The sequence below is a fragment of the Shewanella sp. 10N.286.48.B5 genome, assembly GCF_002874355.2.
Taxonomy (GTDB): Bacteria; Pseudomonadota; Gammaproteobacteria; order Enterobacterales; family Shewanellaceae; genus Shewanella.
The window spans coordinates 1-23,355 of sequence record NZ_MCVG02000002.1; the positions used below are offsets into that span (position 1 = coordinate 1).

The window sequence follows — 23,355 nt, forward strand, 5'->3', positions numbered from 1 at the left end:
GGTCGACTCACCCTGCCCCGATTAACGTTGGACAGGAACCCTTGGTCTTTCGGCGAGGGAGTTTTCACTCCCTTTATCGTTACTCATGTCAGCATTCGCACTTCTGATACGTCCAGTGTGGGTTACCCCTTCACCTTCAACCGCTTACAGAACGCTCCTCTACCGCTTGCTCATAAGAGCAAACCCATAGCTTCGGTGTATTGCTTAGCCCCGTTAAATCTTCCGCGCAGGCCGACTCGACTAGTGAGCTATTACGCTTTCTTTAAATGATGGCTGCTTCTAAGCCAACATCCTAGCTGTCTAAGCCTTCCCACATCGTTTCCCACTTAGCAATAACTTTGGGACCTTAGCTGATGGTCTGGGTTGTTTCCCTTTTGACGACGGACGTTAGCACCCGCCGTCTGTCTCCCGAGTAGTACTCACTGGTATTCGGAGTTTGCAAAGGGTTGGTAAGTCGGGATGACCCCCTAGCCTTAACAGTGCTCTACCCCCAGTGGTATTCGCTCGAGGCGCTACCTAAATAGCTTTCGAGGAGAACCAGATATCTCCGAGTTTGATTGGCCTTTCACCCCCAGCCACAAGTCATCCGCTAATTTTTCAACATTAGTCGGTTCGGTCCTCCAGTTGATGTTACTCAACCTTCAACCTGCCCATGGCTAGATCACTCGGTTTCGGGTCTACGCCTTGCAACTAAACGCGCAGTTAACACTCGGTTTCCCTACGGCTCCGCTATTCGCTTAACCTCGCTACAAAACGTAAGTCGCTGACCCATTATACAAAAGGTACGCAGTCACGGTCTCAAGAACCGCTCCCACTGCTTGTACGTACACGGTTTCAGGTTCTATTTCACTCCCCTCACAGGGGTTCTTTTCGCCTTTCCCTCACGGTACTGGTTCACTATCGGTCAGTCAGGAGTATTTAGCCTTGGAGGATGGTCCCCCCATATTCAAACAGGATGTCACGTGTCCCGCCTTACTCGTTTTCATCTATGGTTAGTTTTCTCATGTACGGGACTATCACCCTGTACCGTTGAGCTTTCCAACTCATTCCACTAACACCCCATAGACTTAAGGGCTAATCCCCGTTCGCTCGCCGCTACTAGGGGAATCTCGGTTGATTTCTTTTCCTCTGGGTACTTAGATGTTTCAGTTCCCCAGGTTCGCCTCATAACGCTATGTATTCACGTTATGATGACCACTTATGTGGCCGGGTTTCCCCATTCGGACATCGTTAGCTCAAATGCTTGTTACTAGCTCGCCAACGCTTTTCGCAAGTTACTACGTCCTTCATCGCCTCTGACTGCCAAGGCATCCACCGTATACGCTTAGTCACTTAACCATACAACCCAAATGAGTTTCACAAGGAAACTTAATCGTTGTCAGAGCGGGTAGCCCTAACAGCTGTATCGTAACTAGCTGGTTTATTACATAATTTGCATCTCTTACGAGTACACAAATTCGCCTTAGTTTTTAGAATATTCAAGACACTTAATAAAGTGTTTTGAGAACTCAATGTATTATCAGAAAAGGATTAATTTCCCAATAATACGATTTGTAATTAATACAACGACAGACATCATCGTATTAAATACTATCAGCTTTCCAAATTGTTAAAGAACAATGCTAACCGGCCAGCGGCGCATTTCGCTCAACTTCCGAAGAAGTTAACAAGCAATCTGTGTGAACACTCAACAAACATTAAGTTAGTCGTATAGGTAAGGAGGTGATCCAGCCCCAGGTTCCCCTAGGGCTACCTTGTTACGACTTCACCCCAGTCATGAACCACACCGTGGTAAACGTCCTCCCGAAGGTTAGACTATCTACTTCTGGTGCAGCCCACTCCCATGGTGTGACGGGCGGTGTGTACAAGGCCCGGGAACGTATTCACCGTAGCATTCTGATCTACGATTACTAGCGATTCCGACTTCATGGAGTCGAGTTGCAGACTCCAATCCGGACTACGACGTACTTTGTGAGATTAGCTAGACCTTGCGGCTTTGCAACCCTCTGTATACGCCATTGTAGCACGTGTGTAGCCCTACTCGTAAGGGCCATGATGACTTGACGTCGTCCCCACCTTCCTCCGGTTTATCACCGGCAGTCTCCCTAGAGTTCCCGCCATTACGCGCTGGCAAATAAGGATAGGGGTTGCGCTCGTTGCGGGACTTAACCCAACATTTCACAACACGAGCTGACGACAGCCATGCAGCACCTGTCTCAGAGTTCCCGAAGGCACTAAGCTATCTCTAGCGAATTCTCTGGATGTCAAGAGTAGGTAAGGTTCTTCGCGTTGCATCGAATTAAACCACATGCTCCACCGCTTGTGCGGGCCCCCGTCAATTCATTTGAGTTTTAACCTTGCGGCCGTACTCCCCAGGCGGTCTACTTAATGCGTTAGCTTGGGAGCCCAGTGCTCAAGGCACCAAACTCCGAGTAGACATCGTTTACGGCGTGGACTACCAGGGTATCTAATCCTGTTTGCTCCCCACGCTTTCGTACATGAGCGTCAGTCTTTGTCCAGGGGGCCGCCTTCGCCACCGGTATTCCTTCAGATCTCTACGCATTTCACCGCTACACCTGAAATTCTACCCCCCTCTACAAGACTCTAGTTCACCAGTTCCAAATGCAATTCCCAGGTTGAGCCCGGGGATTTCACATCTGGCTTAATGAACCGCCTGCGTACGCTTTACGCCCAGTAATTCCGATTAACGCTTGGACCCCTCGTATTACCGCGGCTGCTGGCACGAAGTTAGCCGGTCCTTCTTCTGTAGGTAACGTCACAGCTAACGGTTATTAACCGTTAACCTTTCCTCCCTACTGAAAGTGCTTTACAACCCGAAGGCCTTCTTCACACACGCGGCATGGCTGCATCAGGCTTTCGCCCATTGTGCAATATTCCCCACTGCTGCCTCCCGTAGGAGTCTGGGCCGTGTCTCAGTCCCAGTGTGGCTGATCATCCTCTCAGAACAGCTAGGGATCGTCGCCTTGGTGAGCCATTACCTCACCAACTAGCTAATCCCACCTAGGTTCATCCAATCGCGAAAGGCCCGAAGGTCCCCTCCTTTCCCCCGTAGGGCGTATGCGGTATTAGCAGTCGTTTCCAACTGTTATCCCCCTCGACTGGGCAGATCCCTAGGCATTACTCACCCGTCCGCCGCTCGTCAGCGAATTAGCAAGCTAATTCCTGTTACCGCTCGACTTGCATGTGTTAGGCCTGCCGCCAGCGTTCAATCTGAGCCATGATCAAACTCTTCAATTAAAGTTTTGTTGAAACAACCACTCTTATAAATAAAAGCTTCGTTTCGGCTCAATGAATTCTGATTTCGATTTAAAGACTCGGAAGAATCTCTAAAACGTTTGTTACATATTGCTATGAACACTCATCGTTACATTGATAATAATTTTGATTGCTTCACTCTTTACGAGAAAGAATGAGCAATTTCGATTAACTCAACACCTGTGAGTGTCCACACAGATTTCTTGTTTGATTTGTTAAAGAGCGTTGCTAATTATGTAAGAAATAATCTTTCATATCAGCAGCCATTTGACGCTAGGTCGTTGGCTTAGGGATGCGTATTCTACACTTCCCGTTGTTGGCGTCAAGTCATTTTTAACGTTAATTTAAAATGCTTTTCAACCGGTTAATTATGACGCTTTAAAAGCAGCTTAATTAACGCTAACACCTTGAGGCTATTGGTCTGTCGCCGTGTCAGTGGATGCGCATTATAGGCAAGTTAAGATTTAGCGCAAGGGCTTTTGGCATTTTTTATCTGCAACACAAACTGAATGCGCAAAAGCTAAACAATTCGTGGTTTTTATCACCTAAAACCACCCTATTTTGTTGTTGACTGCCAATTCTAGGCTGCTTGTTTACCTTCAATAGCTCAAGTATTGGAACTAAGTCTTCAATAAACTCGATAATAACTATTGGTTTTAAGGTTCAAATCGCCTATTTTATTTTTAATAAGGAAAGTTGGTATACACCATTTAGGAATATATATGCTTAGTTTACGTTTATTGTGTTTAATAGGCTGTTGTAGTTTGATACAAGTTGCCAATGCTACCGTGATTTATTCTTGGGTCGATGAGAAAGGGGTAAAGCATTATAGTCAACAGCCACCGAATGAAGTTAATTCTGAAAAACTCTATAGTGAAGACATTGAGCCTGCACAAGTGGGTTACTTACCTGTTATTGCTAATGCATCATCAAGTGCAAATAAACCATCGGATGCAGAAAAGAATGCCGAAACCATTAAGGCTAGAGATGCTGAACAAGCAGCGTCTATTTGTGAAAGCGCTAAACACAGCCTAAATGTATTAAATACTTATCAACGATTACACCGCAAAGATCCCACCACCGGTGAAGCCGTACAGGTAACCGAAGAAGAGAGACTTGCTCAAATTGAAACCAATGAAGAAAGAATAAAACTGTTTTGCCAGTAATATTGTATTAGCTACAATATTAAGCAATAGCATGACATTGTGATATTAAGGGGCCTATTGGCCCCTTTTGCTATAAGTTTTGTCGATTGGGCATGATTAATTGCCAACAGTGTACATTGATTTAAACTCGCCACCATTACAGGTTTGGGTACCTGAGCGCCAACCTTTTTCAAATGCATTTATCCCATTTAAGGTTTTATCTTTCATTCCGTCGAGTGATTCACTTGATGTGCTTTGCAATAGTGCACTTTGACAGCCACGGTTATAGCCATAATGATAAATACTGTCGTAATCAACATTACCAACCTTAATAACTGGGATTTCGCCATTGGTTTGGGGGGCAGAGCTACAGCCTGTTAGGGCTATTGCTATGAGTGCGCTACTTATTACAACTAATTTATTCATGCTATATCCTTTTGACTAAAATCACAGTGGTTGAGTTAAACAGTCTACTTTCAAGCTAGTTTATAAATTTGATACTCGCAAGATAGCTTGCCGACACTGGGTTTACGAATTCGTCAAAAGGGTTATTTATTTTGGATAGTTTCTATTGATCAGTCTCACCTCGCCAAAAACACAAAAGGGGCATAGTTAACTACTATGCCCCTTTAATTGCTTCACTCAATTGATTAGCCATGCACTAAGTTGATTAATGACGAAGTAGATTATTGGCTAAATGTTAGCAAACCATCTTTCACATCTACGTTGATTGCTTTACCTGGTAGTAAATCACCTTTTAGTAAGTGATTAGCTAATGGGTTTTCAACTTCCTGCTGCAAGGCACGCTTGAGTGGTCTTGCTCCATATATAGGATCAAATCCTGCTTCAGCAATTAATGCCAGTGCAGCTTTAGAGATCGTTAAGCTAAAGTCTTTTTCTGCTAAGCGCGCTTTTAAGTTCTCTAACTGGATTTCTGCGATATAGGCAATATGTTCAGCTGATAGTGGATGGAACACCACAGTTTCATCGATACGGTTTAAAAACTCAGGCCTAAAGCTTTGGGTAACGACTTCCATTACCGATGCCTTCATCTGAGCATAGTTTTGGGTTTCAAAACCTTGCTGGATAATGTCAGAGCCTAAATTTGAGGTCATGATAATAACGGTATTTCTAAAGTCGACCGTTCGGCCTTGGCCGTCAGTTAATCTACCATCGTCCAATATTTGCAGTAAGATATTGAATACATCAGGATGGGCTTTTTCAACTTCATCGAGCAAGATGACAGAATAAGGCTTACGACGAACGGCTTCTGTTAAGTAACCGCCCTCTTCATAGCCGACATAACCAGGAGGCGCACCCACCAGCCGTGACACGGTATGCTTTTCCATAAACTCTGACATATCGATACGCACCATGGAGGATTCAGTATCAAATAGGAATGTCGCTAATGATTTACATAGTTCGGTTTTACCCACACCAGTTGGGCCTAAAAAGAGGAAAGAACCTATAGGGCGGTTTGGATCAGCTAGACCTGCGCGGCTTCTACGAATCGCATTTGATACCGCTTCTATCGCTTCATTTTGACCAATCACTCTTTGATGTAGTGCGTCTTCCATTTGCAATAACTTGTCACGCTCACCTTCGAGCATTTTACTCACTGGTATACCGGTGGCTTTTGACAACACTTCTGCAATTTCAATATCGGTGACTTTATTGCGTAATAAGGTCATGTCTTGCATTTCAGCCTGAGAAGCTAAATCTAATTGCTTTTCAAGTTCAGGAATACGGCCATATTGCAGTTCAGACATTCGCGTTAAATCGCCTGCCCTTCTCGCCACGTCCATATCCATGCGCGATTGTTCTAAATCGGCTTTAATATGTTGAGTGCCAGCCAATGCGGCTTTTTCAGTGCGCCAAATTTCGTTTAGCTCGTTGGCTTTAATTTCAACTTGAGCAAGCTCAGCCTGTAAATCACTCAGACGTTTGCGACTGGCTTCATCTTCTTCTTTCGCTAGTGCTTGTTCTTCTAGCTTAAGTTGAATTGCGCGACGCTCTAACCTATCTAATGACTCTGGCTTTGAGTCAATTTGCATACGGATACTTGAGGCTGCTTCATCAATCAAATCGATAGCTTTATCAGGTAACTTTCTGTCAGAGACATAGCGGTGTGACATAGTGGCTGCGGCTACAATAGCAGGATCGGTAATTTCCACATGGTGATGCAGCTCATAGCGTTCTTTTAAACCCCGTAATATCGCAATGGTATCTATCACACTTGGCTCATCAACCAGCACTTTTTGGAAACGACGCTCAAGTGCGGCATCCTTTTCAATATATTGACGGTATTCATCAAGCGTGGTAGCGCCAACACAATGTAAATCGCCTCGAGCAAGAGCGGGTTTAAGCATATTACCTGCATCCATCGCCCCTTCGCCTTTACCTGCACCAACCATAGTGTGCAGCTCATCGATAAACAGGATGACTTGGCCTTCTTCTTGGGCTAACTCACTTAATACTGCTTTGAGGCGCTCTTCAAATTCACCGCGATATTTTGCGCCCGCAATTAACGAGCCCATATCAAGGGAAAGTACCCGTTTGTTTTTAATACCTTCAGGTACTTCGCCATTGACAATCCGTTGAGCTAAGCCTTCAACGATGGCAGTTTTACCCACACCGGGCTCGCCAATCAATACTGGATTGTTTTTACTACGGCGCTGCAGTACTTGGATGGTACGGCGAATTTCTTCGTCGCGGCCAATAACCGGATCTAATTTACCTTGCTCTGCTCGCTCAGTAAGATCGACGGTAAATTTCTTTAGCGCTTGGCGTTGATCTTCGGCATTGGGATCATCGACATTTTGTCCGCCACGGATTTGATCTATGGTCGACTCCAAGACTTCTTTGGTGGCACCCGCCGCTTTAAGGCTTTTAGCTAACGGGTCATTGCCTTCTAACGCCGCTAATACAAACAACTCTGACGAAATGTATTTGTCTTTTCGCTTTTGGGCTAATTTATCGCATAAGTTCAGCAAGCGGATCAGGGTTTGTGACAACTGAACATCACCACCAGTGCCTTGCACTTGCGATACTCGTTCCAGCTCTTGGCTTATTGACGAACGCAGCGCACTGACATTAATGCCCGCTTGGGTCAGTAATGGGTGAATTGAACCTGAATCTTGATTTAACAAAGCCATCATCAAATGAATAGGTTCAATAAACTGATGATCTCGTCCTAACGCCAGTGACTGTGCATCTGAAATGGCGATTTGAAACTTATTGGTCATACGATCGAGTCTCATACGGCCTCCTAAACAATTAATTTAAAAACGGGAATGTTTTTGATAAGTAAAATATGGGGGTGTTTATGGATTTTTCAATCTAATGAGGCGAATTTAAAAATAAACCGTTAGGTTAAATGATGTAGATCAAATCTAAAAAACAGATTAGGACTTAAGCCAGATAAGCGACGCCATGCGGCCAGTTTGTTGTTCGCGGCGATAAGAAAAGTAATCACTATCGCTAAAAGTGCAGCGATTAGCGCAATATATTTGGGGAATACCTAATAACGCCAGTCTCATTTGAGCTAAGCCCGCTAAATCTGCTAAATACTTTTCAGCTTGCGGTTTAAAGTAGTCAGTCGCTTGAGGATGCTTTTCGGTAAAATATTGAAGTACTTCTGCGCCAACTTCAAACGCACCAGGGCCAATTGCAGGACCTAAATAAGCGATGAGTTCAGTCGTTGGAGAGGAAAATTTGCTAACTGCGGCTTCAATTATGCCATCACATAAGCCACGCCAGCCGGCATGGACTGCAGCAACTTCAGTGCCCGCATTATTACACAGTAATACAGGAAGGCAATCTGCGGTCATAATCGCCAGTGCAGTATTGGGGGAGTTGGTATAACTACCATCGCCAATGAGAGGAGATGCAATATCAGCTGTCGTCAGTCTAGAGCAATCAATGATGTCAGTGCCATGCACTTGCTCAAGCCAAACAAGTGGCGACTGGATTGAATGCGCTGTTTGTAATAAAGCCCGATTGGCCATGACATCTGCTACAACATCCCCCACATGCAAGCCTAAATTCAGGCTGTCATAAGGTGGTTTGCTGACACCGCCATGACGATTTGTCATGGCGATAGCAACATTATCAGGTAATGGCCAACTGGCTTTAAACACAATCAATCCTTATGCCATTGCTTACGCAAGACTAACGCCTATAGGTATTCTATTGGATTTAGTTCTGTGTCTTCGCGCAATGCTTTGGTTAGCATCTTCATATCCTCAGGGATAGGAGCATGCCAAGTCATAATTTCTTGGGTAAACGGATGTGCAAGCTCCAAACGCACCGCATGTAACGCCTGACGCTCAAAGCCTTTTAAAAGTTCAAAAAACGCTTTGCTTGCTTTTTTAGGCGGACGTGGACGACCACCATAAACAGGATCACCAACTAGCACGTGGCCAATATAAGCCATATGAACACGAATTTGGTGAGTACGACCTGTTTCAAGACGCAGTCTTAAACGAGTATGGGCTCTAAATTTTTCAGCAACGCGATAATGAGTGACTGAAGGACGGCCCCCCATAATCACTGCCATTTGAGTACGACGAGTTTCATGGCGTTCAATAGGTTCATCAACCGTGCCACCAGCTGTCATAGTACCAATCACAATTGCTTCGTATTCACGCACGATATCACGGGCTTGAAGCGCCGCAACAAGGTGAGTTTGTGCTTCAACCGTTTTAGCCACCACCATTAAACCTGTGGTGTCTTTATCTAAACGATGCACAATACCAGCACGTGGTACATGTTCGATTTCAGGACAATGATGTAATAACGCATTTAATAATGTGCCATCAGCATTACCTGCACCAGGATGCACAACCAAGCCCGCTTGCTTGTTTACCACTAAAATATGGTCATCTTCGTAGACGATATCTAGTGGGATTTTCTGCGCTTTATCTTTAACTTCTTCTTCAAGCGTTGCTTCTACAGCAATTAACTGCGACTCTAGTACCTTCTCACGAGGTATATCGACGACAGTATCATCAACTGAAACTGCACCAGATAAAATCCATTCTTTGATGCGTGTACGGGAATAATCAGGGAACAATTCAGCCAAAGCTTGGTCTAATCTTAGACCCGTTTGACTTGCTGTGATTTCGCTTTTTAGATTAATCTCTTGTGTCATAGGAACCGTACCCCTTTTTTGGGGTCCAAAGTGAATGAACTATCTGTTACAATCGGATTGTTTTCTATTTTACAGTGAAATGGAAAAATTCTTAACAATAACTTATAAAAGAATTGAATTTACATATGCATAATTTTGCCAAAGGCGCCGCCCTAGTATTGTTTTCATTGACTTTAACGGCTTGTAGCACCTCTAAAGGTTTTGAAGAAGAAGTTGTCAGTAACAAGTCGCCAGAAGCACTTTATGCTCAGGCACGAACCTCAATGGAACTTGGGAACTACTCAAAAGCCGTTAGAACCCTAGAAGCGTTAGACTCGCGTTACCCGTTCGGCCCCCACAAAACTCAAGTCCAATTGGACATGATTTTTGCCTATTATAAGATGGATGATGTCGCATCAGGTATTGCTAACATTGACCGCTTTTTACGCTTAAACCCAACCCATCCAGATATTGATTATGTCTATTATATGCGTGGTTTGACTAATATGCAGGCTGATAATTATCTTTTTCACGATATGATGAATATTGACCGCACCGATCGCGATCCTAAAAATGCCCAAGATGCTTTTAAAGATTTTGATCGTTTAATCAAAAGCTACCCAGATAGTAAGTATGCAGCAGATGCACAACATCGTATGCAATACCTAAAAAACCGTTTAGCAAAATACTCAATCAAAGTAGCTGAGTATTATATTAAAATGGGCGCTTGGAGCGCTGCAGCGGTAAGAGCACAAACTGTGATGGAGCAATTCCCAGGAACACCATCAACTGAACATGCCCTTGAAATCATGGCTCAGGCTTACGAAGAATTAGGTCAAGAGCAGCTAAAGCAAAACGTGGTAACCGTGATGGCGGCGAATTTCCCGAATAATGAGTTAGTCAGTAACTAATGTTTAGCCTTACTGCTTAACTACGCTAGAATGCCTTCAATTTGAAGGCATTTTTTATTTATACGCCATGTAGAATAAAACATCACAAAAGGTACAAAAGATATGCAGTTGACACATTTTCAGCTTAAATGCTAAAAAAACGGTTGACTCAAACGGCTTAAAACCTTAAATTGCATCCCGTCGCCCGAATAGCTCAGTCGGTAGAGCAGAGGATTGAAAATCCTCGTGTCCCTGGTTCGATTCCGGGTTCGGGCACCATATTTAGATTTGGTGGCTAACGCGACCAAATAACAAAAAAGCCTCGCAATGCGAGGCTTTTTTGTTTCTGTCATTTATCATTCATGCGGTAACCATTGCATCAATAAAGCGCCTTAACGACTTTGAGTCAGTACTCTGACTCATTTACTAGCTCCTTGTACTAGCCTCTTGAGCAAGCACACCTGAGTAATACCAGCTCATTAAAGCGCAACTTATTAGCGCCGCAGCTAACTAACACAAAGTCACCCTTGGCTTAAGTTAACCTCACAGACAATACCCATTAAGCTGGCTCAATGTAATCCACCAGCATTTGTACGGTTTGATTACCTCTAAACTCATTCACATCCAGTTTATAAGCCACACGAGCATGTTTTATGCTTGCATCAGGCCAAGTGGTTAAATCAACATTAAATGCAATCGCATCCATCATTACAGCGCCACACTGAGACTCTAACACCAGCTTTAGGTGCTTTTCACCGACAATGCGCTGTTGAATGACACTGAAATAACCATCAAATAATGGCTCTTCAAATGCTTGCCCCCATGGGCCTGCATCTCTTAACAAATAGGCAGTATCGAGGTTCATCAGCGCGACTGGCAATTCACCATCAGATAAAATCTCACCGGTAAGCTGCTCAGGTTTTAATATTTCACGCACCGCTTTGTCATAGGCTTGTTCAAACTCGCTAAAGGCATCAGCTTTTAGGGATAGTCCTGCTGCCATCGCATGTCCGCCAAACTTAAGGATCATCCCAGGGTGACGGCTATTAATTAGCTCCAATAAGTCACGCATGTGTAAGCCCTTAATCGAGCGAGCGGAGCCTTTAATCTCACCGTTACCCGCATCGGCAAAAGCAATCACGGGGCGATGATATTTATCTTTAATGCGTGATGCTAAAATACCAATCACGCCCTGATGCCAATCTTCTTGAAAAATGGCTAATCCCCAAGGTAATTTAGTTTCATCCAAGCTGAGTTTTTGTAAGCTTTTTAGGGCTTCTTGCTGCATACCGGTTTCTAATTCGCGGCGCTCAGCATTCAGACCATCAAGCTCACCTGCCATGCGTCTGGCGAGCATCATATCTTCACAAAGTAGGGTTTCGACCCCTAAGGCCATTTCATCTAAGCGTCCTGCGGCATTAAGTCTTGGGCCTACTGCAAAACCAAAATCTGATGCGACAATGCGCTGCGGGTTTCGCTTAGCGACTTCAAGCAGAGCTGTGATCCCAACACGGCAGCGACCACTACGTACTCTTTGTAAGCCAGCTTGCACTAAAATGCGGTTATTACTATCAAGGGAAACCACATCAGCCACAGTCCCCAGTGCAACAATGTCCAATAAACTGCCTAAGTTCGGCTCGGCTAATTGATTAAGCTGATACCAATCGCGGGCGCGTAATTCACTGCGCAGTACAGACATCAAATAAAATGCCACGCCCACACCTGCAATAGATTTACTGGCAAACTCACAGCCAGCTTGATTTGGATTAACAATGACATCGGCTATGGGCAATGATTTACCCGGTAGATGGTGATCTGTCACCACTACGGTCATCCCCAGCGCTTTAGCCGCTGCTACGCCTTCTATGGATGAAATACCATTATCTACGGTAATTAATACCTCAGCGCCTTTTGACTGCGCCACAGCTACAATTTCTGGGCTTAAGCCATAGCCATAATCAAATCGATTAGGAATAAGATAATCCACATGCTGAGCACCCATCATCCGTAATGCCAACAAACACACACTGGTTGAGGTAGCGCCATCTGCGTCAAAGTCGCCCACAATCAAAATGGACTTTTTCGCCATAATAGCATCGGCAATAATACGCGCAGCTTCAGCCAAGCCCATCATAGAATCTGGGCGTAATAGCTTTGAAAGACTCAGATCACAGCCCAAAAGGTCGACGCCTCGACGGGCATACAATTGCTTTAAAATAGCAGGAATACTAGCTGGTAAATGACTATCGTCTACTAGAGGTCGGCGAACAATTTTATGGGCCACAAAAACACCTTAAGAAAATATCGAATTATGAAGTGGGAATGAATCATTGAAACTGAATTTACCATAACAAAAAAGGCGAGCTTTGGGCTCACCTTTTGTTATAAATTAACGTCTTTTAACGCGCTTTAGCGGCTAAATCCGTTAACTCACTGTAGATTAAAGATTGGTTTTAATGGTATTTAATAATGCTTCAGGCGGTTGATAGCCTGGTACTAATACGCCATTTTCTAACACAATTGCTGGGGTACCGTTAATACCAAATGAGCCACCTAAGCGGTATTGACCTTCGATATTAGCATCACATTTTGCCGCTTTTACATTACGACCAGTTTTGGCATCGGTCATCGCTTGTAGTGGATCTTTAGCACACCACACAGCTTCCATTTCATCGGCATTCGCTGACGGAATACCCGCACGAGGATAAGCTAAATATCTTACGGTAATTCCTAAATCGTTATAGCCATCCATTTGCTGATGCAACTTACGACAATAGCCACAATCAACATCGGTAAAAATAGTCACCACATGTTTTTCATTTTTGGCTTTATAAACCAACATATCCTTTTCAAAAGGTTTTAGCATATCAATGCGAGGGCCTGCTAGTGCTGCCTCGGTTAAGTTTTTCATGCCCTTTTGTAAATCATACATATTACCGTGAAGTAACTTACTGCCATCTGGAGACACATATAGCAGACCACGGTCAGTAAGCGCTTGATAAAGACCATCAATTGGCGATGCCTCAATGCTCAAAACATTCACACCTAAGGTATCTGAAACTTGTTTTTTGAGTTCTGCTTCATTAGGGATATCAGAGGCAGAAGCGGCATGTAATAACGGGGCTACTGCAAGCGTTATCGCTAAAGAGAATGCTTTGGTTAACTTCATTTAAAATCCTATTTGGTCAATCTGTATTAGTCTACTCACTATATAGACCCGCTCATCAGCGCAAAAGTTACAGACAATATTTCATGAAAGCAACTACACAGCGCTCATTTTGTGTAAGCAATAATAAACATTCATTTTGCACTAACCTCTTGGATGGTGCTCACTATGCAACTGTTGCAGCCTCGCTTTAGCTACATGGGTGTAAATTTGCGTAGTCGATAAATCACTGTGGCCCAGTAGCAACTGCACTACCCGTAAGTCTGCGCCGTGATTTAATAAATGGGTCGCAAAAGCATGGCGCAAAGTGTGGGGCGACAAATGGCTGTGTATTCCTGCCCGTAACGCATATAGCTTAATTCGGTGCCAAAAGGTCTGCCTTGTCATCATTTGACCGCGCTTTGATGGAAACAGTACATCACTTTGCTTATTACCCAGTAGCTCAGCTCTTGCCGCAACAAGGTATTGATCTACTTCTGTCACCGCTAACTCACCTAAGGGAACTAAGCGCTCTTTACCGCCCTTACCGACAATTCTCACTAAGCCTTGGCGTAAGCTTATTTGCTCAAGGGTTAAGCTAACCAGTTCGGTTACCCGCAGCCCAGTGGCATAAAGTAACTCCAACATGGCTTTATCTCGGCACTCTAGCGGATCATCAACATTGGGCTCATCCAGTAAGCTGTTTATTTGGGCTTCACTGAGTGCCTCGGGTAATTGCCTAACTAATTGAGGGGACTCAACCAGCGCGGTGGGATCAACAGCTATCTGCTCATTAACCAACAAATAACCATACAAACGCCGCAAGCTACTCAATAACCGCGCAGTACTGCTTTTTGCAAAATTTTGTTCCACTCGAAAGGCTAAGTAATCGCGGATCAGCAACTGATCGACATTAATCAACTGGCGTTTTTTCGTTAGCACAAAACGTTCAAAATGGCGTAGATCAGTACGATAGGAAGCCAGTGTATTGTCACTAAGTCCTTTCGTAGACCAAAGGTCATCTAAAAATGCATCGATAATGGGATCGGCTTGATACTTATCTGTCACATGAATTCCTAAAAAAACGGCGTTATTTCAAGATGAAATAACGCCGTTAGTGTAACTAAAGTTAGCTTAGTTTGACAAAGGTTACCTAGCTTGCAGCTAAAGCTTGATCCTTGGCAGGAACAAATAAACAAGCAACAATCGCAAGCCCTACTGGTAATAACCATGCCATGCCTTCAGCATGAAGTGGCATAAAGCTTAGGAAACTTGTATCTACGCCAGCAACTTGAAGACCATCAAAAATACCAAAGAACAAAGCAACAGATAACACTAAACGATGTGAAAATTCAGGACGAGGGAAACGCTCAGTTAAGAAAGTAATCGCTACCAATGCAATTGCCACTGGGTAAATAGTCATTAACACAGGAATACTGATGTTAATTAACTGCGTTAAGCCCACATTGGCAACCGTGGCACAAACCAAACTGAAGAAAATCACAAACGCTTTGTATGAGATCTTAGGCAATAGCTCATTGAAAAACTCTGAACAGGCGGTAATTAACCCAACTGCAGTTGTTAAACAGGCAATGCTCACTACCGTTGCTAATAAGATAGTCCCCATAGTGCCAAACTCATGAGTCACATAGTTTGTTAGAATTTGGCCACCATTTTCAGCGCCCAAAGCAATATCACCAGCGGTAGCGCCTAAATAGAATAATGACACATAAACAAAAGCTAAACCCGATGCAGCAATGATAGCAGCGCGTACTAAATAGCGAGTTTGCGCTTTTGAATCAGTGATGCCTTTTTTACGCAAAATATCAATGATTAACATACCGAAAATCAATGAAGCTAGCGTATCCATAGTGTTATAACCCTCTAAAATACCTTTAGAAAGTGGGCTATTAATGTAATCACCGCTTGCAGCTTGAATTGCAGCGCTAGGGGTAATGATCACAGATAACGCTAAACCGACTAATAGGAAAATCAGAATAGGGGTTAATACTTTACCAACGCTGTCTAATAATTTACCTGGGAATAACGACAACAACATCGCAATGGCAAAAAAGCCAATGGTATAAAACAATTGTGCTTTATTAAGTGACAGTGCACCAAGTTGGATGATTGCATCGGCATTATCTAAAAATGGACGAGCACCAATTTCAAAAGCCACCAAGCCAGTACGCGGAGCAGCAAAGGCTGGGCCGATAATAATATAGATAGAAATCGCTAAAGCAGTTGCCGCAAATGCCGGTAACATCGCCATGACCTTACCATTTGCTTTTGCAATCGCAATAAGTCCAGCAAGGGGTAAACCCACGGCAGTAATAAGAAAGCCTAACATTGCTAGTGTCATGTTCTCACCAGCTAACATACCTGCAAACGGTGGAAAAATTAGGTTACCAGCACCTAAGAAAAATGCGAACGTCATAAAGCCTAAGCCTATCGTATCGCCAATACTCATATTATTGTTTTGCACACATTGCCCCATCTTGTTGTTTTGTTTTTTTTACAAACTTAAGGGAATAGTCACCAATTAGCTATCGCTAATCTAACCTCCCGACAAACCTGTAAACTTTAAATTACACTTAAGCTCACTAAAATCACTGCAATATTGCTGATAAATTCAGCGTATTTTCGTAATACCTATGCCGATTTGTGAAGCTGATTTCATTTTTCCCATTTAAACCGCAATAATGTGCTCAAACGGGTAGGAACTAATAGCAAATAGCACTTAGATACACAAGCGCAAAACCCGCATAAAGCAAAAACAACCATCATCTGAAAACAAGCTTAAAAACAGCCAAACATTAGCGCTACAATAACAACACAAGCACCTAAGTCGCCAGTATATTAGCAACAATAAATCAACCTACTATCCGTTTGGGAAAAATTGCAAAAACAGTTACCATAATCGGCCATTTCTCAATCTATAGTCCTATGCCTTTTAGTTTCAAACAATTTCATATTGATGATAGCCGCTGTGGTATGCCGGTAAGTACTGACGGGGTGATGTTAGGCGCTTGGGCTAATATCGAACATAGCCGAACGATTTTGGATATCGGTGCCGGCAGTGGACTATTAACCCTCATGGCAGCCCAGCGAGCCCATCAACAAGCAAGCTCAGCGATTAAAATTGTCGCTGTTGAGCTCGATGATTTAGCTGCCCAAGATTGTTTACACAATATCGCCAATTGCCCTTGGGCTGAGATGATTGAGTTTCACCATGGGGCAATACAAGACTTTAGTGCCCAGCACTTAGTTCAGTATAAAGCTAAGCTAAGCCCATTATTTGATAGCATAATTTGTAACCCGCCCTATTTTGACAATGGGCCGCAATCAAAGCAGCAGCAGCGAGCAACCGCAAGACATACCGAGAGCTTAAGCTTTAGCGAGTTACTGAAAAATATCGCGCTATTACTGGCGCCAAATGGCGCGGCGAGCTTAATTCTTCCAGTTGAAAGTGAAGCGCGCTTTACCGACGCATTAACACAAACGTCTTTGGCCATATCTAAGCGAGTCAGCATCTCAACGGTGATCAATAAACCCGCTAGACGATTGCTGCTTGAGCTTAAACATCAGCCGAATATTGATACTATTGAGCACTCAAGTTTAGTGATAAGCGATAACAGTGGCCAATATAGTCAACAAATGATCACCCTTTGTCGTGAGTTCTATCTAAAACTTTAAGCTTTGTATAGATATCGCTCTCGCTGAGTTGAGCTTCTTAGGTTATAATGCTCGGCTATCAATCAGTGAGACCTACAGCGCATGCTATTTGAAGATTTTGACCTAGACCCGATGCTTTTAGATTCGTTAAAAGCGATGGGACATTTAACCCCAACGACTGTTCAACAACAAACATTGCCAATGGCGATGGAACAACGGGATATTTTAGCTAAAGCGCCAACAGGTACCGGTAAAACGGCCAGCTTTTTGCTGCCGGCATTACAACACTTGATTGATTTCCCAAGACGATTCAATGGTCAAGCCCGTGTGTTAGTCCTAACCCCAACACGTGAGCTTGCTAGCCAAATTCATCGTTACGCTTGCCACCTTGCCACCGATTTAGATCTCGATATTGGTATTATCACCGGTGGTGTGCCATACGGCCCCCAAGAAGAACAACTTGAAGACAATGTCGATTTATTGATTGCCACTCCCGGTCGCCTAGTTGAATATCTTGATAAAGGCCAGTTTGAAGCAACAGAAGTTGAAATCCTGATCATTGATGAAGCTGACCGTATGTTAGATATGGGATTCTCGTCAGTGGTAGAAACTATCGCCATTGAGGCCCAAGGCCGTAAGCAGAATATGTTATTTTCTGCCACCCTTGAAGGCAGCGGTGTATCGCGCTTCGCGCAAGTGCTATTGAATGACCCGGTCACGATTGACGTTGACTCACCTCGCAGTGAAAAAGCCAAAATTCACCAATGGGCTCACCTTGCCGATAATCAAGCCCATAAGTTTGCCTTGCTATGCAACATTCTTCAGCAAGAGTCAGTTAAGCGCACTATCGTATTCGTAAAAACCCGTGAGATTGTAGCAAGCCTTGAAGGCCAGCTGCTTAAAGCCGGAATTCCTTGCGCTTTCTTACGTGGTGATATGGAGCAGAAAAAGCGCTTCCAAGCCTTAAGTAAATTCAGTAAAGGCGAAGTCAATATCTTGCTGGCAACCGATGTTGCAGCCCGTGGTATTGATATTGAAGGTATCACCCACGTGATTAACTTTGATATGCCTCGCTCAGCCGACGCCTATGTTCACCGTATTGGACGTACTGCACGCGCAGGCGCGAAAGGCACGGCAATTTCATTAATTGAAGCCCATGATATGCGCATCGTTAATAAAATTGAGCGCTATATTGAGCAGCCACTAAAACGTCGTTACATCGACGGTTTACGACCAACGCACAAAGAAGCGAAAGTGCCTGGCAAGAAAAAAGACAAAGTGAAAATCGCTGCGAAGAAAAAATCTAAAAAAGCAAAAGCGAAAAAGAAAAAGTAAGCCTTTCTCTCGCGATTAAAAAACTGTTTAAGCCCTGAATCAATATAATGCTTCAGGGCTTTTTTTTATCTAAAAATCAGTTTTATAGTGTAAAACCCTAAATAAAGATGAAAAAATCTTATGAAACATTTAATTTACATCTATCGCTTTAGCTCGCTGACGAACTCTGCTAATTTAGCGGGTATAAGACTCTAAAAGTCATGAAAAAAATAGAGTTACTCTCTGATGTAATATTTTGTATGGATACAGTTACCAATGAAACGAATCTTAAGAATCCTATCGCCTTTATTTATCCTGATCATTTTCGCAGGCTTAGCTTTTGTGCTGCTAAGTACCAAAGAAGCTCCTGAGCAAAAACAAGAACAAGCTAAAATTGCTATTGTTGATGTCATTGACGTCGAGCTACAAACAGTCTCGTTAAATCTGCCTTCGTATGGTGTTGTCAGCCCTAAATACAAAACCCAGTTAGTCACCGAAGTACAAGGCCGTTTAGTTAGCCTAGATCCAAGTTTTGTCGCCGGCGGTATAGTCAAACAAGGTCAAGCTTTAGCACAAATTGAACCTTCAGATTATGAAGCTGATTTTATCCAAGCAGAAGCTAGCCTTGCCCAAGCCTATGCAGCGCTTAATGAAGAAGTCGCCCGTGGTGAAGTCGCTAAAATTGAATTTAAAGATTTTGATGATGGCCTACCGCCAGAGTTAGGCCTGCGTATACCGCAACTGAAAAAAGAACAAGCCAATGTCAAATACGCTAAAGCCGCACTTGCCCGTGCTCAGCGAAATTTAGAGCGCACAGTGATAAGAGCCCCATTTGATGGCCTCATTAAAGCGCGTAACGTCGATTTAGGCCAATATGTCTCTTTAGGGACAAATTTAGGTGAGCTATACGATATCAGCATTGCTGAAGTTCGCTTACCGTTAAGCAACAATGATTTAGCTTACTTAGAGTCGGTGGATAACCCTGATACCTCAGTCACTTTAAGCGCTTCTTTGGCGGGTAATTCATTTACTTGGCAAGGTAATATTGTCCGCAGTGAAAACGTCATTGATGAGCAAAACCGTATGGTTTACTTAGTCGCAGAAGTTAAAGATCCTTACCTAAGACAGCAGCGCGGCGAAAATGAACTCCCACTTAAATATGGCAGCTTTGTGACTGCCGTTATCACCGGTCGCACTGTCGATGGCATAGTGAAGCTACCCCGCTATGTGGTAAGAGACAATCAAGTTGCCATTGTTAAAGACGACAATACCATTGAAATACGCCCAGTTAATATCGTGCGCACCGATATTGAACATGTCTATATTAAGGGTAGCCTGAAAAGTGGTGAGCGCGTATCGATCACCGATATCAATAATATGACCTCAGGCCAGAAAGTGAAATTGTTAGGTGAAGAAGCTGACGCGCCAGATGAGGAACTAGAAGCGCCAGCAGAAAACAGTGATGAAATAACCATAGCAGGTGATCTGTAATGGATAACACTAATTCAAACTCAGCCTCCAATAACGATATCGATTACAACAAAGGCATTATTGCTTGGTTTGCTCGCAATAGTGTTGCCGCTAACTTACTTATGGCAGCCCTGCTCATTGGTGGTTTATTCAGCGCCAAATTAATTAATAAGGAAGTTTTCCCTAGCTTTGAACTTAATTTGCTGACGATCTCAGTAGCCTACCCTGGCGCTGCACCTCAAGAGATTGAGGAAGGGATTAATATTAAAATCGAAGAGGCCATTCAAGATATTAATGGTATTACCAAGGTCACCTCAGTTGCCAGTGATAGCGTAGGAACAGTCACCATTGAGGTTGAAGACGGTTATGATGTTCAGCAAGTTTTAGATGAGGCTAAGCTGCGTATCGATGCGATTTCAACCTTTCCTGACAACATAGAAAAGCCGAATATTTTCCAAATAAAACCTGAAAACAATGTCATCTGGGTCTCTGTCTATGGCGACTTAAGTCTCCATGAGATGAAAGAAATGGCTAAAAGCATCCGTGATGATATTACCGATTTACCTGCTGTCACACGTGCCCAAGTTAATGGCGTGCTAGATTATGAAATAGGCATTGAGTTATCAGAAGATAAGCTGCGTGAATATGAAATAACCTTCACTCAAGTCGCACAAGCGGTACAAAACTCTTCGATAGATTTACCCGGTGGCTCAATTAGAGCCCAAGATGGTGATATCTTGCTGCGCACTAAAGGCCAGGCCTATACTGGAGCCGATTTTGCCAACATTGTGGTTTCCACCCGCCCAGATGGCAGCCGTATCATGCTACCCGATGTTGCCACCATTAAAGATGGTTTCGAAGAGCGCATTGAATACACCCGCTTTAATGGTAAACCTGCCGCGATTATTGAAATCACCAGCATTGACGATCAAAACGCGCTGACGATTTCAGAGCAAGTTAAAAGCTATATCGCCGATAAGAAAACCACCCTACCCGCCAATGTCGAGCTAGATACCTGGGGAGATTTAACCCATTACCTTGAAGGCCGCTTAAACATGATGTTATCAAACATGTTTTATGGTGCATTATTGGTGTTTATGATCTTAGCCTTGTTTCTCGACTTGAAGCTGGCATTTTGGGTTATGGTCGGCTTACCCGTGTGTTTTCTTGGCACTTTATTATTGATGCCATTAGAGCCCTTTAACATGTCAATCAACATGTTAACCCTATTCGCCTTTATTCTGGTGTTGGGAATCGTGGTGGATGACGCCATTGTCATCGGCGAAAGTGCCTACACAGAAGTAGAAAACAACGGTCACTCCTTAGAGAATGTCATTAAAGGGGTGCAAAAGGTCGCCATGCCCGCAACCTTCGGCGTACTCACCACAATTGCCGCCTTTATACCGATGATCATGGTGTCAGGACCTATGGGGATAATTTGGAAGTCCATCGGTATGGTGGTGATCCTAGCGTTAGCGTTTTCACTTATCGAATCAAAATTGATTTTACCGGCGCATTTAGCTCATATGAAAGTGAAGAAAAAGCGCCCGCCAACTAACATATTCTCAAAATTTAAACTGTGGATTAATGAGAAGCTGCAATACTTTATTCACAACAATTATCGCAACTTTTTAGGTACTTGTATTAAAAATCGCTACAACGTTGTGGCGGTGTTTGTCGGGGTACTGATTTTATCTATCGCACTGGTTGCCAGTGGCAAAGTTCGTTGGGTATTTTTCCCTGATATTCCGTCGGACTTTATTCAAGTCAACCTTGAGATGGAAGAAGGCAGCTCCGAGCTCAATACCTTATATGTGGTACAGCAAGTTGAAGAAGCGCTGTACGCCATGAATGAAAAGTTTGTCGAAGAGACTGGCTCTGACGTGTTAAAGCACAGCTTTATCGCGATAAATTCCAGTAGCTCTGGGTTTATCTTTGCTGAGCTGTCAAAAGGTGAAGATCGTGAAATTGACGGTGTCACAATAGCTGAAGAGTGGCGTAAACAGCTACCTGAATTATTATCAGTGAAAAAGCTTAATATTTCTGCCAGTACCAATGATGCCGGCGGCGATATTTCGTTTAGATTAACCTCAAGTAACTTAGAGCAACTAGCCCAAGCCTCAAAAGAGTTAAAAGCCAAACTTGCCACCTATGAAGGTGTGTTCGATATCTCGGATAACTTTTCATCTGGTAGCCAAGAGATCAGACTCAACATTCGCCCAGAAGCCGAAGCACTAGGGTTAACCCTGTCAGATCTAGCCCGTCAGGTGCGTTATGGCTTTTATGGTTATGAAGCCCAGCGAATTCTTCGTAACAAAGAAGAGATCAAAGTGATGGTGCGCTACCCATTAGAGCAGCGCCGCACCATTGGTCACCTTGAAAACATGTTAATTCGCACCCCACAAGGTGTTGCTGTGCCTTTTTCAACGGTGGCAGATATTGAGCTAGGTGAATCCTTTGCATCAATTACTCGTGTTGATGGTCGCCGAGCGATTACCATTAGCGCTAATGTGAACAAAAACACCGTTGAGCCATCAAAAGTGGTTGGTGAAATCCAAGAAGAATTTATACCGCAATTGACTGAGCGCTACAAAGAGGTCAACGCCGCATTAGATGGTGGCAGTCAAGATGAACAAGATGCCATGCTGGGCCTTTTGCAAGGGTTCTTTTTTGCCATGTTTACCATATATGCTTTGATGGCGATTCCATTAAAGTCTTATAGCCAGCCATTAATCATTATGTCGGTGATCCCATTTGGCATGATTGGCGCTTTGGTGGGTCACTTCATTCTTGGGATATCCATGAGTGTATTAAGCCTTTGTGGCATTGTTGCCTTGGCTGGGGTTGTGGTCAATGACTCACTGATTTTGGTGGACTTTGTTAACCGCGCCCGCCGCAAAGGCTTCTCGTTAATGGAGTCAGCCATCGACTCGGGCTGTTATCGCTTCAGAGCAATAATCTTAACCTCAATGACGACCTTTGTTGGCTTAGTACCTATTTTGTTAGAAAAAAGCCTGCAAGCTAAAATCGTCATTCCGATGGCAACATCATTAGCCTTTGGTATTTTGTTTTCCACTGTAGTAACGCTGATTTTAGTGCCTGTGCTGTACATCATTTTAGATGATGTGAAGCAGTTAACGCGGCGGATATTTAACTGGTGGTGGCAGCCGAAAAAAGAAGACGATGAAGCTTATTATTAGCGCCTAGTCCAAGTACATTAACAAGGGAGCTTAGCTCCCTTTTTTATGCCTAAAGCTCATGAAATTGGCGCTTTAGCAAATAATGCGAACTCACAAACAGATATCAATA

Annotated in this window: 14 protein-coding genes, 1 tRNA gene and 2 rRNA genes; 7 read left to right on the top strand and 10 right to left on the bottom strand. The window is 43.6% G+C overall.

Annotated features, from left to right (window positions below; genetic code table 11):
* Window positions 1–1,338, bottom strand: a 23S ribosomal RNA gene (locus BCU57_RS14995); the annotation flags it as partial.
* A gap of 377 nt (window positions 1,339–1,715) precedes the next feature.
* A 16S ribosomal RNA gene (locus BCU57_RS15000) occupies window positions 1,716–3,258 on the bottom strand.
* A gap of 740 nt (window positions 3,259–3,998) precedes the next feature.
* Between BCU57_RS15000 and BCU57_RS15005 the strand changes: the two genes are divergently transcribed.
* A complete protein-coding gene (locus BCU57_RS15005; RefSeq protein WP_102439682.1) occupies window positions 3,999–4,442 on the top strand; it encodes a DUF4124 domain-containing protein in 444 nt (147 codons plus the stop codon).
* 96 nt (window positions 4,443–4,538) lie between these two features.
* Here the strand turns inward: BCU57_RS15005 and BCU57_RS15010 are convergent, their stop codons facing one another.
* The 4 genes from BCU57_RS15010 to rluD all read right to left on the bottom strand — a co-directional run bounded on the left by BCU57_RS15010 (window position 4,539) and on the right by rluD (window position 9,573).
* Window positions 4,539–4,847: a hypothetical protein gene (locus tag BCU57_RS15010; RefSeq protein WP_102439683.1), complete on the bottom strand. Its 309-nt coding sequence runs from the start codon at window positions 4,845–4,847 to the stop codon at window positions 4,539–4,541.
* Window positions 4,848–5,107: 260 nt separating this feature from the next.
* Window positions 5,108–7,681 (bottom strand): ATP-dependent chaperone ClpB, encoded by a 2,574-nt coding sequence (gene clpB / locus BCU57_RS15015; RefSeq protein ID WP_102439684.1) that lies wholly within the window; start codon window positions 7,679–7,681, stop codon window positions 5,108–5,110.
* 144 nt (window positions 7,682–7,825) lie between these two features.
* A complete protein-coding gene (pgeF, locus tag BCU57_RS15020) occupies window positions 7,826–8,560 on the bottom strand; it encodes a peptidoglycan editing factor PgeF (protein ID WP_102439685.1) in 735 nt (244 codons plus the stop codon).
* A 38-nt stretch (window positions 8,561–8,598) separates the two neighbouring features.
* Window positions 8,599–9,573, bottom strand: a complete 975-nt coding sequence (gene rluD, locus BCU57_RS15025; RefSeq protein ID WP_076540848.1) for a 23S rRNA pseudouridine(1911/1915/1917) synthase RluD — start codon at window positions 9,571–9,573, stop codon at window positions 8,599–8,601.
* Between the two features lie 125 nt (window positions 9,574–9,698).
* Between rluD and BCU57_RS15030 the strand changes: the two genes are divergently transcribed.
* On the top strand, window positions 9,699–10,463 hold the full coding sequence (locus BCU57_RS15030) for an outer membrane protein assembly factor BamD (RefSeq protein WP_102439686.1): 765 nt from the start codon (window positions 9,699–9,701) through the stop codon (window positions 10,461–10,463).
* A gap of 182 nt (window positions 10,464–10,645) precedes the next feature.
* Window positions 10,646–10,721 (top strand) — tRNA-Phe (locus BCU57_RS15035).
* Between the two features lie 280 nt (window positions 10,722–11,001).
* On the opposite strand, the gene recJ is transcribed toward BCU57_RS15035, so the two are convergent.
* The 4 genes from recJ to brnQ form a co-directional block, all read right to left on the bottom strand.
* On the bottom strand, window positions 11,002–12,726 hold the full coding sequence (recJ, locus tag BCU57_RS15040) for a single-stranded-DNA-specific exonuclease RecJ (RefSeq protein ID WP_102439687.1): 1,725 nt from the start codon (window positions 12,724–12,726) through the stop codon (window positions 11,002–11,004).
* A 156-nt stretch (window positions 12,727–12,882) separates the two neighbouring features.
* Window positions 12,883–13,611 carry a bifunctional protein-disulfide isomerase/oxidoreductase DsbC gene (gene dsbC, locus BCU57_RS15045; RefSeq protein WP_102439688.1) on the bottom strand — a complete coding sequence of 243 codons (729 nt, stop codon included), beginning with the start codon at window positions 13,609–13,611 and terminating at the stop codon, window positions 12,883–12,885.
* 141 nt (window positions 13,612–13,752) lie between these two features.
* The gene (gene xerD, locus BCU57_RS15050; protein WP_102439689.1) at window positions 13,753–14,655 is read right to left on the bottom strand and encodes a site-specific tyrosine recombinase XerD; all 903 of its coding nucleotides are present in this window, start codon (window positions 14,653–14,655) and stop codon (window positions 13,753–13,755) included.
* Window positions 14,656–14,740: 85 nt separating this feature from the next.
* Entirely contained in the window at window positions 14,741–16,084 is a 1,344-nt protein-coding gene (gene brnQ / locus BCU57_RS15055; RefSeq protein ID WP_198589256.1) for a branched-chain amino acid transport system II carrier protein, read from the bottom strand.
* Window positions 16,085–16,533: 449 nt separating this feature from the next.
* Between brnQ and BCU57_RS15060 the strand changes: the two genes are divergently transcribed.
* The 4 genes from BCU57_RS15060 (at window position 16,534) to BCU57_RS15075 (ending at window position 23,246) form a co-directional block, all read left to right on the top strand.
* On the top strand, window positions 16,534–17,283 hold the full coding sequence (locus BCU57_RS15060; protein ID WP_102439691.1) for a tRNA1(Val) (adenine(37)-N6)-methyltransferase: 750 nt from the start codon (window positions 16,534–16,536) through the stop codon (window positions 17,281–17,283).
* 81 nt (window positions 17,284–17,364) lie between these two features.
* Window positions 17,365–18,597: an ATP-dependent RNA helicase SrmB gene (gene srmB / locus BCU57_RS15065; protein WP_102439692.1), complete on the top strand. Its 1,233-nt coding sequence runs from the start codon at window positions 17,365–17,367 to the stop codon at window positions 18,595–18,597.
* A 255-nt stretch (window positions 18,598–18,852) separates the two neighbouring features.
* A complete protein-coding gene (locus BCU57_RS15070) occupies window positions 18,853–20,067 on the top strand; it encodes an efflux RND transporter periplasmic adaptor subunit (RefSeq protein WP_102439693.1) in 1,215 nt (404 codons plus the stop codon).
* 38 nt (window positions 20,068–20,105) lie between these two features.
* A complete protein-coding gene (locus BCU57_RS15075) occupies window positions 20,106–23,246 on the top strand; it encodes an efflux RND transporter permease subunit (RefSeq protein ID WP_102439725.1) in 3,141 nt (1,046 codons plus the stop codon).
* Window positions 23,247–23,355: the final 109 nt, after the last annotated feature.